11 protein-coding genes are annotated in these 12719 nt (G+C 69.6%); all 11 read right to left on the minus strand.

Annotation, left to right across the window (positions count from 1 at the left end):
• Positions 1-783, minus strand: a 783-nt coding sequence (locus APY03_RS39845; protein WP_232324584.1) for a Bug family tripartite tricarboxylate transporter substrate binding protein, incomplete at its 3' end; no start/stop codon positions are given.
• A 42-nt stretch (positions 784-825) separates the two neighbouring features.
• Entirely contained in the window at positions 826-1845 is a 1020-nt protein-coding gene (locus APY03_RS39850; protein ID WP_068686422.1) for an aromatic ring-hydroxylating dioxygenase subunit alpha, read from the minus strand.
• Positions 1846-1938: 93 nt separating this feature from the next.
• Complete coding sequence (locus tag APY03_RS39855; RefSeq protein ID WP_068686424.1) at positions 1939-2748, minus strand: helix-turn-helix transcriptional regulator; 810 nt, start codon at positions 2746-2748, stop codon at positions 1939-1941.
• A 119-nt stretch (positions 2749-2867) separates the two neighbouring features.
• Positions 2868-3362, minus strand: coding sequence for a CesT family type III secretion system chaperone (locus APY03_RS39860; protein ID WP_162487148.1), 495 nt, complete (start codon positions 3360-3362; stop codon positions 2868-2870).
• Between the two features lie 2 nt (positions 3363-3364).
• Complete coding sequence (locus tag APY03_RS39865) at positions 3365-4498, minus strand: hypothetical protein (protein ID WP_146039274.1); 1134 nt, start codon at positions 4496-4498, stop codon at positions 3365-3367.
• 197 nt (positions 4499-4695) lie between these two features.
• On the minus strand, positions 4696-5883 hold the full coding sequence (locus tag APY03_RS39870) for a fumarylacetoacetate hydrolase family protein (protein ID WP_068686430.1): 1188 nt from the start codon (positions 5881-5883) through the stop codon (positions 4696-4698).
• Between the two features lie 145 nt (positions 5884-6028).
• Entirely contained in the window at positions 6029-9805 is a 3777-nt protein-coding gene (locus APY03_RS39875) for a molybdopterin cofactor-binding domain-containing protein (RefSeq protein WP_068686432.1), read from the minus strand.
• Positions 9802-10281, minus strand: a complete 480-nt coding sequence (locus APY03_RS39880) for a (2Fe-2S)-binding protein (protein WP_068686434.1) — start codon at positions 10279-10281, stop codon at positions 9802-9804. Before APY03_RS39880 ends, APY03_RS39875 begins: the two co-directional genes overlap by 4 nt.
• 16 nt (positions 10282-10297) lie before the next feature.
• Complete coding sequence (pncA, locus tag APY03_RS39885; protein WP_068686436.1) at positions 10298-11023, minus strand: bifunctional nicotinamidase/pyrazinamidase; 726 nt, start codon at positions 11021-11023, stop codon at positions 10298-10300.
• A gap of 29 nt (positions 11024-11052) precedes the next feature.
• On the minus strand, positions 11053-11787 hold the full coding sequence (locus tag APY03_RS39890; RefSeq protein ID WP_068686438.1) for an ABC transporter ATP-binding protein: 735 nt from the start codon (positions 11785-11787) through the stop codon (positions 11053-11055).
• The gene (locus tag APY03_RS39895; protein ID WP_068686439.1) at positions 11784-12587 is read right to left on the minus strand and encodes an ABC transporter ATP-binding protein; all 804 of its coding nucleotides are present in this window, start codon (positions 12585-12587) and stop codon (positions 11784-11786) included. The genes APY03_RS39890 and APY03_RS39895 overlap by 4 nt, the downstream gene beginning before the upstream one ends.
• Between the last annotated feature and the right edge of the window lie 132 nt (positions 12588-12719).

Raw genomic sequence — 12719 nt, forward strand, 5'->3', positions numbered from 1 at the left:
CGGCGCCAGCACGCCGAGCCACACGTTGGTGTCGTAGAGCGGATCGGTGAAGCCGAGCTCGCGCAGCGTCGGCACCTGCGGCAGGGCTGTCGAGCGCTCGCGCCCCAGTACCGCCAGCGGCACCAGCTTGCCCGCCTGAACATGCTGCCTGGCGCTCGCCACCGACGACAGGCCGATGCTCACGGTCTTCGACAACAGGTCGGTCACCACCGGCCCCTCGCCTTTCTGAGGCACATGCACCATGCCCGCCTTGAGCTCGCGATTGAGCGATTCGCCGGCCAGGTGCCCGAGCCCGCCGACGCCCCAGGAGGCGTAGCTCAGGCTCGCGGGCTGCCGCGCGGCGAGGCGGCGCAGTTCGTCGATGCTCTTCGCCGGCAGGTCGGCGTTGGCGGAGATCAGCGCGCGGCTGCGCACGATCTGGGTGACGAAGGCGAAGTCCTTCTGCGGGTCGTAGGGCAGCGTCTTGAAGAGCGCCGCATTGTTGATTTGCGAATCGGTGATGGTCAGCAGCAGCACGCTGCCGTCGGCCGGCGCGCGCGCCACTTCGGCGGCGCCGAGCGCGCCGGCGGCACCGGGCCTGTTGTCCACCACCACGGGCTGCCCCAGGCGCTTGGCCAGGCGCTCGCCGACCAGGCGCGCAACGAAATCGGTGGCGCCGCCGGCCGCATAGGGCACCACCAGCCGCACGGGCTTGGCGGGAAGTGGTGAGGGTGTGGGGGACTGCGCGGGCGCGCAGAGCGGCAGGGCGGCCAGGCAGCAGGCCGCCATCCAGGTCCTGAACATGGTGGGTCTCCGGTGGTGGATGAAGGGACGAAACGGCGGCGCTCAGGCGCGCTCGGCCTCGACCGCCTGCGCCAGCAGGCGGCGGAATTGCAGGAGGGCCGCGTCCATCGCGAGCGGCAGCATCGGGGCCTCGGGGCCGCGCTCGATGTTGCGAGCCTGCGCGGTGATCATGTCGCGGTCCTCGTTGAAGGCGACGATCAGGCCGTCGTGGATCATCCGGGTCAGCCATTCGCCGCCCAGTTCGGCGCGGTGCGACTGCTGGAAGAAGTAGTGGGTGCTGGTCTCGGTCTCGGGCGTGAGCGCCTGGCAGCTGTGCAGCTCGACCGCGCGTCGCATGTCGCCCTCGGCATCGCCGGCGGGACGGCCGCCCGAATGCATCAGCAGCGTGCCGGGCAGCACGAAGTCGTAGATGAACCAGCGGTCCACGTGGCCGCCGCCGAAATCGCGCGCCCGCGCCCAGTAGGCGGGCGGCGGCACGTCGTGGACCTTGCGGGTGACCCGCAGGCCGCGCGGGATCTTCTCGATGACAGGCCGTGCCTGCGCGATTGCCGTGGTACCGCCCAGCGTCTTCTCGTGCACATAGCTCAGGTGCGAGAAGTCCAGGAGGTTGTCGCAGATCAGCAGGTAGGGCGTGTCGTAGTGCAGGTAGCCGGGAACGTTGCGCCAGCCCGGGTCGTCGCAGGAAAAGTTGTCGGGCAGAAGCGCCGGGTCGGCCAGGGCCGGATCGCCCATCCAGACGAAGACCCAGGCATGGCGCAGCGCCACCGGATAGCTGCGCACGCGCGCCTTCGGCGGCACGCTGTCCAGACCTGGCACCTCGATGCAGGTGCCCTCGGCGTCGAACTTGAGGCCGTGGTAGCCGCAGCGCACGCAATCGCCTTCCTTGCGGCCCTTGGACAGCGGCGCCAGGCGGTGGCAGCAGCGATCCTCGAGCGCGACGATGTCGCCGTCGGCGCGCCGGAACAAGAGCAGCGGCTCGCCGATCACGGTGCGGTTGAAGAGGCCGTCGGCCGGAATCTCGTGATCCCAGGCGACGACATACCAGCAGTTGCGCAGGAACATGCGCTTGTCTCCATCGGTGGTTGTGTTGTGAGCCGATGGTGGCGCGCACGGCCGCGCGCCCGCGTCCCCTGCGCAGGGGACAGGTGCCGAAGCTCAGGCAGCCAGGCGGATCAGCTCGGCACGATCGTGGATGCCGAGCTTGACATAGGCGCGCTTGCGCAGCGTGAGCACGGTGGAGGCAGCGACGTCGAGGTCGGCCGCGATGCCGTCGGCCGTCATGCTGCAGGCGATGCGCGCGCAGACGTCGAGCTCGCGCGGGCTGAGCGCGGCGGCGCGAGCGTCGAGCCGGGCCCGCGCCAGCGCGATGCGCGTGGCCATCTGCCGTGCGGCTGCGCCGGTGCCGACGGCATTGCGGTGCACCTGGCGCAGGAGTGGCGCGACCGCCAGCACCCGCTCGATCTCCTGTGCCGCGAAGGGGCCCCTGGCCTCGCTGCGGTAGAGATTGAAGGAGAAGGCGGTGCGCGGCGCCGGCGTGAACAGCAGCGTGAGCCGGTCCGACAGGTGCTCGCGCTCGTAGATGCGGTGGCGCCAGCCCGAGTCGGGAATCTCGCCGGCCCGGAAGCGCAGTGCCATCACTTCGGCGTTCTCGCCGGCCTCGGCGCGCATGCGGCCGGCGATGCGGATCGCGTCGTCGAAGACGTAGAAGTGGCGGCGGTACTTGTCGAAGCACTGGCCGGTGACATTGCGCAGCCCAGGGCCGAAGGCATGGCCTTCGAGCAGCGCCGGCGGATCGTCCATGTGCGAGACGAGGCTGATGTAGTCCACCGGCAACAGCGCATTGAGGAAGTGCAGCATGGCGCGCGTCGGCTCGGCCTCGCGTGGCGCTTCCAGCAGCAGCGAGACCGCGCGCAGGTCGAGCGTGTACTGGTGGGGAACGGCGGGAACGCGCCAGGGGGCGGACATGCGGGCATTGTCCGGTGGCGAACGCGCCGCGCGAAGTCCGCGGGGCTCCGGACAAACCCGCTTTCCGCCGTTCTGGCCGGCGCCAGAAAACCGACTGCTCGGTCTTGTTGCACTCCGAGTCAGGCGGAGGCTTCACTCTCGTGTGGATCGGCGACCGACAGCTCGGATCGCCATTGGCGCACGTGCCACGACATGTGCCGCAGCGCCTGGAACAGCTCTTGCGCGGTCGCCGAGAGGGCGATGCGGACCACGAGGGACAATCGACCCGATCCGGCATCGATGCCGAGGCTGCCCAGGCCCGAAGACGCGAGCGCCATGTTCCATTCGAGCGCCCGCCGCAGTTGCGCGGCAGGCGCGTCCGGCGGCAGCTGCGCCACTTCGCAGTACAGCGTCAACTCGCCGTTCCCGCGCGCGGGAACGAAGTAGAACAGCTCTTCGCCAAGCTCCAGTTCCGCGACCGGGATGCCGTCACTCTCATGCAGCGCGAGGACACCGTCGGCGTCGAGGATCTCGACCAGTTCCATCATCAGTGTGCCCAGCCGCTCGTGGCTTGCGGCCGGCTCCGGCACGTGCGCAGGCCATCCGAACTGCAAGTTTTGGTTGTTCGGCGCCACGGTCATTGCTCAGGAGGGCAGCCGCGGATTTCGATCACGGGCTGGGTCTCGATCAGCGGGCGCCCCACTCCGTTCCAATGAGCGTTGCCGATCAGGACGAACGCGGTTCCCTCGCGGTCGAAATCGTCCCGGATGGACTGCAGCATGACGGGGTCGCGCACCGGCGTCGAGGCGTCGATCGCGGCTTCGTACGTGTTCCAGTCCACCGCCCACTGCGTGAGCAGCTCCCAGTTCTCGTCGTCCAGGTTCTTCTTCAAAAACGGCATCTTGCTCTGCGTGTACTCCGCGAGATCGAGCAGAGCAAAGGTCTTGCCCGCGGGAGGATTGAGGTGAACCGAATTCAGGATGGGAACGAGGCGCTGCATCAGGTCGGTTGCCATCTTCCTGATCTCTTTAGGGACGGCATGGTCGATGAACTTGCAGGTGCCCGAAGTGATGAGCGTGGGCCCACCCTCGTCCGCGCGTTTGCAATAGCCCGTGTGCTCCGCATAGATGGAGTCACTCGCGCGCAGGGTGTCGTGCACGAGCCGTCCATACTTGCGCTGCAAGGCCTCATCGGTGTGCCAGCAGTCGGGGATCAGCACGACCACGCCGTCCAGGGTGTCCTTCGCCTTGGCGGCATCGTTCAGGATGACCTCGAATCCCAGATGCTGCGCCAACTCGATGAGGTACCGCGGGGAGCCGCGCGGCGCATCCGTCTTGAACGTGTCGCCGGGCTCGGCGTTGAAGGTGTCTTCGTAATACATGGCTGCCGAGCCCTGCGGCCAGGGGAACCGGGTGAGGAAGCCCTTCAGGTTCTGCACGATGGAGCCAAGCTGCACCCACTCTGCCAGCGTGTTCACGGTCACCGTGGCGAGCGACGGCGCCGGCTCGGCCGTTTGCGGCTTGGCCCGCTCTTCCCCAGGGTCGATCGACTGGTCGGTCTTCGGGTCGTATACCTGGTTCAAGCTCTGCTGTGCCCGGGTCGAGATTTCCTTCGGGCTCAGCCTTCTCAGCGTGCGCGAATGACCCTGATTGCCAGCATTTCTTATCTTCTCCCCTTGCCTCCGGTTCGCTCGGTTCGAGGTCCCGCCCCGCGTGCTGCTCCCATCGGCAATGGGCACGGAGGAATCGCGGGGCGACAGGGGCAGCGACATGGAAGAACCGGGCGTCGTGCTCAGCGGGATGGTTGAGTTGAATATCATCGGAAGGATTGGAGAGAGTTTCGCAGCCTTGGTAACCCGAGGGCATCTCCGGTTCCAGCGGTTGCGGGCGGGCGTCCTCATCCGCCACCAGCTCCGACCCCATGCGCTTGACGGCAGGCAGGCAGGCTCGACCCTGTTGCTTTCCGGTGCTAGAGAAGTCCGCGCCCTGCCAGGTTGCGCATCAGCGCACCGATGCCGAAGCTCCAACGCGCCGCCTGGTCGGAGTGCACCACGCGGTTGTCCAGCGCGCCGAGTTCAGGCGCCGAGATGGTGACGCGGTCGCCCACCACGTGGGTGAAGCCCTGCCCCGGGCCATGGCGGTCCTGCGTGGGCGCGAACATGGTGCCGAGGAAGAGCATCAGCCCGTCCGGATAGGCGTGGTGCGGCCCGATGGCCTGCGACACCAGGTCCAGCGGGTCGCGGCTGATCTGCGCCAGCGAACTCGATCCCTCGAGGACGAAGCCCTCCGGCCCGGCCACGCGCAGCGCCACGGTGATGCGGCGCACGTCGTCGATGCCGAAGTGCGTGTCGAACAGGCGGATGAAGGGGCCGATCGCGCAGGACGCGTTGTTGTCCTTGGCCTTGCCCAGCAGCAGCGCGCTGCGGCCTTCGAAGTCGCGCAGGTTGACGTCGTTGCCGAGCGCCGCGCCCAGGGTGCGCCCGCGGCTGTCGACCGCCAGCACCACCTCGGGCTCGGGGTTGTTCCAGACCGAGCCCGAATGGATGCCGACATCCGCCCCGGTGCCCACGGCCGACAGCACCGGCGCCTTTGTGAAGATCTCTGCGTCGGGACCGATGCCGACCTCGAGGTACTGCGACCAGGCGCCCTGCGCGATCAGCACCTCCTTGACCTGCGCGGCCTGCGGCGAGCCGGGCACGATGCCCGCGAGGTTGTCGCCCAGTACGCCGCCTAGCGCAGCACGGATGGCCTCGGCCCGGGATGCATCGCCGCGCGCCTGCTCCTCGATCACGCGCTCCAGGAGGCTGGCGACGAAGGTCACGCCGCTGGCCTTCACTGCTTGCAGGTCGCAGGGGGCGAGCAGCCACGGCAGTTCCGGGTCGCGCCGGGCCTCGTCGCTGTTGGCGAGCGCCGCGTCGAGCGCCGCGATGCGCGGTGCGTCGTTGTCGCGCAGGGCCTGGCGCACCAGGCCCACGGGGTCGTCGAGCTCGAGGAGTTGGCTGGCGGTGGGCGCCAGGCGCGTGAGGTCGTGCAGGCCGCCGTCATGTACCGCCACCGGCGTGGGCCCGGCATCGGGCTGCCAGAGGCGGCCGATCAGAGTGGCACGTTCGGCATCGCGGGGGAGGCTGGTGGCGGGCGAAAGAGGGGTCTGGGGCATGCTGTCTCCAAGAAGTCGGGACCGGGCGCAGGGGACGCGAAGGTTTCGCAGAGGATGCAAGGGCGTCCAGCCGCAAGAACATTCTGTCTGTCTTTCCTGCGCCCTTGCCGTTTCTTTGCGTCTCTTGCGTCCGGTCGGTACGTGTTCATTCGCCCCTTCGAACGCGCGCCACCTCCGACGCAAGGTCCTTCCACGCCGGCTCCTGCGGCGCGAAGCGTGCGCGCATGTAGCCGGCCAGCTCGGCGACCTGCGCATCGCTGAGCGCATCGCGGAAGGCGGGCATGAAGCCGATCTCGCGCGTGGCGGGCTCGCGCACGCCGTCGAGGATGGTGCGCAGCAAGTTGTCGGGGCGCGCGCTCGTCAGGTTGCTGTTGAGCGCGAGCGGCACGTTGGCGCCGAGCAGCGTGGGACCGTTGCCGTCGTGATGGCAGGCGGCGCAGGCGCCATCGAACAGGCGCTGGGCAGGGCCGAGCAATTGGCCCTGGCGCGCTGCGGCGGCGGCGACGGCGCGCTGCGCCTGCGCACGGGCCTCGGCCTCGCTGGCCTCGGCATTGAAGGACGCGAGGTAGCTCGCCATCGCGCGGATGTCGGCATCGGGCACCGCGGCCAGTTCGCGCACCACCTCGGCCATGGGGCCGCCGGCCGTGCCGTGCTGCGGGCTGTGGCCGTTGCGCAGGTAGCGGTAGAGGGACTCGGCATTCCAGGGCACGGCGGACTTCGAGGCCGCACCGGTGAGCGCCGGCGCTTCCCAGCCTTCGACCATGGCGCCCGACAGGTAGGCGCTGCCGCCCTGCTCCGCGCCCAGCGCATTGCGCGGCGTGTGGCAGGCACCGCAATGGCCCAGGCCGTTGACGAGGTAGGCGCCTCGGTTCCATTCCGCACTCTGCTGCGCCACCGGCTGCAGGGGTGCGGGATCGTGGAAGAGCGCATTCCAGCCGGCCATCAGCGGCCGGAGGCTGAAGGGGAACTTCAGCTCGGGCTCCGGCGTGGGCGCTTGCACCGCGGGCAGCGACATGAAATAGGCGTACAGGGCCTGCAGGTCGTCGTCGCTGGTCTTGGCAAAGGCGGTGTAGGGAAAGGCCGGGTAGAGGTGGTGGCCGTCGCGCGAGATGCCTTCGCGCATGGCGCGCTGGAAGGCGCTGAAGGACCAGCGGCCCAGTCCGGTGTCGGGGTCGGGCGTGAGGTTGGTGGTGTAGAGGGTGCCGAAGGGCGTCTCCATCGCGCGCCCCCCGGCGTTGGGCACGCCACCGGGGGCGGTGTGGCAGACGGCGCAGTCGCCGAGGGCGGCGAGGGTGCGGCCGCGGTCGATGGTGGCCTGGCTGTAGACGGGGGCGCTGAGGGTCACGGGAGCAATGGCGGATCGCCAGCCGAGCAGGCCGGCCATGAGGCCAAGGCCGCCGATGACGACAGCGGTGGCTGTGGCCCATAGGCCGCGCGCCTTCGGCCGCGGCGCATCGGTCCTGCTCCTTCCCCCTTTGCGGGAAGGTTGGGATGGGGGCGCGGGGGCCTCGCCATCGACACGCTGCGTGCCCCCACCTCCGCCCTCCCCCGGTTGGGGATAGAGCAATTCCCCCGCCTTCCTTCTCTCGGGGGAAGCCAGCGGATTCAGCGCGGCGCGCACCACTTCCGGCGTGAACGGCGGCGCCCTGAACCGCACCCCCGTCGCATCGAAGATCGCATTCGCAATGGCTGCCGTGCCCGGCACCGAGGACGATTCCCCCGCGCCCAGCGGTGGCTCGCCCGGGCGCTGCATGTGCACGACCTCGATCACCGGCACCTCGCGGAAGCTGAGGATCGGGTAGCCGCCCCACTCGCGGCTCGCAACCACCCCCGCCGGCAGCACGCCCGGCAGCGTCTCGCCGCCGGACGGTTCGGCCGCCGGCGCGAACTGCACGCGCTCCTTCAATGCACGGCTGGTGGTCTGGATCACGTTGCCGTGGATCTGGTGCTCGACCCCGGCGGGGTTCACCATCAGCCCCGCGTCGTGCCCCACGACCACGCGGCGCACATGCACCTCGCCGGTGGTCTTGTGGACCTCGACGTCCGCGACCCAGGCCGACCAGGCCGCGCCGAAGCCGGGCCACTTGCTGTGTACGTAGCGCGCATAGGCGAAGCCCTGGCCGAAGAGCACGTCACCGCCCGGTCCGAGTCCGCCATCGACGTTCTCCTGCGGCCCGGTGCGCATGCGCCAGCCGGCCTTCTGCGCGGTCTCGCGCACCAGCTCGGCCGCGCGCGGATCGCGCAGGTGGCGCAGGCGGAAGGCCACCGGGTCCACGCCGGCCGCGGTGGCCAGCTCGTCGACGTAGGACTCGTGCGCGAAGGAGCTGGGCAGCGCAGAGACGCCGCGCAGCCACGACGCGCGCACGATGGGCGCCATGTCATTGACCTTGACCCGCAGGTTCTCGTAGGCATAGGGCGGGCGCGCGGTGCGGTCGCCCATCTCGAAGGCCTGCGCGACCGGCTCGACGGTGCGCGTCAGCAGCAGTGCCAGCGTCGGTGCGCCGTTGGAGGGATAGGAGGTCTCGAAGTCATAGGCCGCGACCCCACCCTCGGCATCCAGACCGCCGTTGACCTGCATCAGCTGCGCCGCGCCCTTGGGTTCCCACGCATGCTCCTGCTCGCGCGTGAGCTGCACGCGCACCGGCGCGCCGGCCGCGCGCGCGAGCAGGGCCGCGTCGGCCGCCACGTCGTCGGCGCCGTTGCGGCCGTAGCAGCCGGCAGCCTCCATGCGCACCACGTCGACGGCCACATCCTCCACGCCCATGAGCTTGGCAAGATCGGCCCGCAGCACATGCGGGTTCTGCGAACCGGCCCAGACGCGCAGCTGCACGCCCGGCTCGCCCTCGGGCTGCCAGTCGGCAAGCGCGCAGGAGGGGCCGATGGAGGCATGCATCTGGTAGGGCCAGACATAGGTGCGCGGCATCGGCTGGGCCGCGTTCGCGAGTGCTTCGTCCACCCGGCCCTCGTCGACCAGCAGGCGCTGCGTCGCCGGGTTGGCGCGGATCGCGCCTTCGAGGTCATCGAGGGCGGGCAGTCCCGGCCACGGCTTCCAGCGCACGCGCAGCTCGCGCAGCGCCTGCTCCGCATGCTCCTCGCGCTCGGCCACGATGCCGACGAAGTCGCGGATCACCACCACCGCGCGGAGGCCCGGGATGTGGGCGATGGAAGATTCGTCCACCGACTCCAGCGTATTGCCGATGAAGTCGCCATGGTCCGCGCCCGCATAGGGCGGCCGCACGACCCGGCCGTGCAGCATGCCGGGCACGCGCATGTCGTGCACGAACACCGTCTCGCCCGCCAGCTTGGCCGGAATGTCGACGCGCGGCACCGCGGTGCCGACGAGGCGATAGTCCCTCGGGTCCTTGAGCCGGGCCGCACCGTCCAGCTGCAGCACCGTGCGCGTGCCGGTGACCAGCTCGCCGAAGGGCACGCTGAAGGCGGGATCCTCGCCGGCATGGATGCGGCCCTCGCGCACTTCGAGCAGCGAAGGCTGCACGCCGAAGCGCTCGGAGGCCTGCTCCAGCAGCCAGGCGCGCGCCTGTGCCGCGGCCAGCCGCAGCGGCGCGGCGTGGATCTGCAGCGAGGCGCTGGCGATGGTCGCGCCCTGGTTGGGCGCGCGCGCCGTGTCGCCCAGCACCATGTGCACCTGCGTCAGCGGCAAGTCGAGCTCCTCGGCCACCACCTGCGCCAGCGCGGTGCGGATGCCGGTGCCCAGGTCCACGTGGCCGTTGAGCGCGGTCGCGCTGCCGTCGCTCCACAGCGCGAGCAGGATCTCGGGGCCTTCGGCGGGGTTGCCGAAGACGACAGGGGGCTGGCCATTGGCGGCGGGCGGCGGAGGCGGCGTCTCGCGCACCACCAACAGCACGTCCGGGGCGTGGAGGAAGTCGCTGCGGGTGCGCGGCTGCTCGGCGCGCCGGATCACGTCGTCTCGTCCTCGGCCATCCGCAGCGCCGCAGCGTGCACCGCGGCCAGGATCTCCACGTGCGTGCCGCAACGGCACAGGTTGCCCGACAGCTCGGCGCGGATGCGCGCATCGCTGGGGCGCGGCTCGCGCGCCAGCAGCGCGGCGGCCTGCATCACCATGCCGTTGAGGCAGTAGCCGCACTGCGCGGCCTGCGCCTGCTCGAAGGCCTGCTGCACGGGATGCCAGCTGTCGCGCGAGCCGAGTCCTTCGAGCGTGGTGACCGCGCGGCCGGCCACGCCATGGGCCGGAATCACGCAGGCCCGCGCCGCCACACCGTCGACCCACACCGTGCAGGCCCCGCACTGGCCGAGCCCGCAGCCGTACTTGGGGCCGTTGAGCGAGAGATCGTTGCGCAGGACATGCAGCAGCGAGGCCTGCGCGGGTACGGAAAGCTCGAGCTCGCGTCCGTTGACCTTGAAGGCGAGTTCCGGCATCGGGCGCGCAGGTCCTTCAGGCACTGATCTCGATGTCGCCGGACTGGATGCGCTTGACGCCCTTGGCCTGCATCTCCTTCCAGGCCTTGGCGAGCGAGCCGTCGAGGTCGATGGCCCGCGTCGCGTCCTCGATCACGTAGGCCTCGAAGCCGGCCTTGCGCGCATCGAGCGCGGTCCAGGCCACGCAGAAGTCGGTGGCCAGCCCGGTGACGAACACGGTCTTGATGCCGCGCTGCTTGAGATAGCCGGCCAGGCCCGTGGGCGTCTTGCGGTCGGCCTCCTCGAAGGCCGAGTAGCTGTCGACGCCCTTGTGGTAGCCCTTGCGGATGATCAGCTGCGCGCTCGGCAGCTTCAGGTCCTTGTGCAGCGCGGCGTCTTCCGTGCCCTGCACGCAGTGGTCGGGCCACAGCACCTGGTTGCCATAGCCGAGCTTGATGCTGCTGAAGGGCTTCTGTCCCGCATGCGTGCTCGCGAAGGACGCGTGACCCTGTGTGTGCCAGTCCTGCGTGAGCACGATGTTCTCGAAGGCGGTGGAGAGCTTGTTGATCACCGGCACCACATCCGCGCCGCCCTTCACCGGCAGCGTGCCGCCGTCGACGAAGCAATTCTGCACGTCGACCACGATCAGCGCCGACTTGTCGGACGGCTTGATCTTCGCCGCCGCGAACAGCGGCATCGAAATGCCGGCCAGGCCCAGGGCGGCGGCGGACTGGAGAAAGGCTCTGCGGTACGTGGCGTGCATGGTGTTCGCTCCTCGGTCGATGGAAAAAATCAGACGGAGAGGTAGGCCCGCCGCACTTCCTCGTTGGTCGCGAGATCGGCCATCGAGGCCTGGTAGCGGATCTGCCCCTTCTCCAGCACATAGGCGCGGTCCGAGACCAGCTCGGCGAAGTGCATGTTCTGCTCCGACAGCAGGATGCTCACGCCCTGCGCCTTGAGCTCGAGGATCATGTTGGCCATCTGCTCGACGATCACCGGCGCCACGCCTTCGGAGGGCTCGTCCAGCAGCACGAGGTAGGGGTTGCCCATCAGCGTGCGCGCCACCGTCAGCATCTGCTGCTCGCCGCCGCTCATGCGCCCGCCGGGGCGGTTGGGCATCTCACCGAGGTTGGGGAAGAGCTTGAACAGGCGCTCGGGCGTCCACAGCGGCGCATCGCTGCCGTCGGACCAGCGGCGCGCGGCCTGCTTGCCGACTTCGAGGTTCTCCATCACCGTGAGGTCGGTGAATACGCGCCGGTCCTCGGGCACGAAGCCCAGGCCCAGCTTGGCCGCGTGGTGCGGCTCGCACTTGGAGATGTCGTGGCCCAGGAAGCGCACCGCGCCGCGGCGCTTGCCCAGCATGCCGATCAGCGCCTTGAGCGTGGTGGACTTGCCGGCGCCGTTGCGGCCCATCAGCGCCACCACCTCGCCGCGCCGCACTTCGAGATCGACGTCATAGAGGATCTGCGCCGCACCGTACCAGGCGCACAGGGACTTGGCTTCGAGCAATTGTTCGTGGGAACTCATGCGGCTTCTCCTACTGCGGCATTCACCGCGGCTGCCTTCTCGGCGATCTTCTCGAAGGTCTTGCCGCTGCCGAAGTACACCTCCTGCACCTTGGGATGGTCGCGTATCTCGAGCGGCTTGCCCTGCGCGATCAGCCGGCCGCGCGCCAGCACGATCATGCGGTCGGCGTATGCGAAGACCACGTCCATGCTGTGCTCGGTGAAGAGCACCGCCATGCCGCGGTCGATCACCAGTTGCTTGGTCAGGGCCATCAATGAGTTGCGCTCCTTGGGCGCCATGCCGGCGGTGGGCTCGTCCATCAGCAGCAGCTTGGGCGAGTTGGCCATCGCGATCGCGAGCTCGACGCGCTTGACGTCGCCGTAGGCGAGCACGCTGCAGGGCCGGTCGGCCTGGGCCTTCATGCCGACCTGGTCGAGCAGGGCCAGCGCCTCCTCGCGCTTGTGGTCGGCGGCGCGGCGCCAGGTGGAGAACAGCTTGTGATCGTGCGAGAGCAGCGCCATCTGCACGTTCTCCACCACGGTGAGCGAGGCGAAGGTCTCGGCGATCTGGAAGGTGCGACCCACCCCCATGCGCCAGATCTCGCGCGGCTTGCGGCCGACCAGCTCCTCGCCATCGAGCAGGATCGAGCCGCGGTCGGCCTTGAGCTGGCCGTTGACCATGTTGAAGGTGGTCGACTTGCCGGCGCCGTTGGGGCCGATGAGCGCCAGCAGCTCGCCGGGGGCGAGGTCGAAGCTGATGCCGTCGACGGCTTTGACGCCGCCGAAGGACTTGCCTAGGTCTTGGACTTTGAGGAGGCTCATTGGGGGGTTGTTCCTTCTCCCGTCCCCTGTGGGCGAGGGGTGAGGTGGGGGCGCACGTTTGCTTGTTTCGGCGTTGCGCCTTGTTTGAGGCTGGGGCCGGGAATTCGCCCCGGCGGGCGAGTCACTTTCTTT

It is taken from the genome of Variovorax sp. WDL1, from assembly GCF_001541225.1.
In the GTDB taxonomy this organism is placed as follows: Bacteria; Pseudomonadota; Gammaproteobacteria; order Burkholderiales; family Burkholderiaceae_C; genus Variovorax.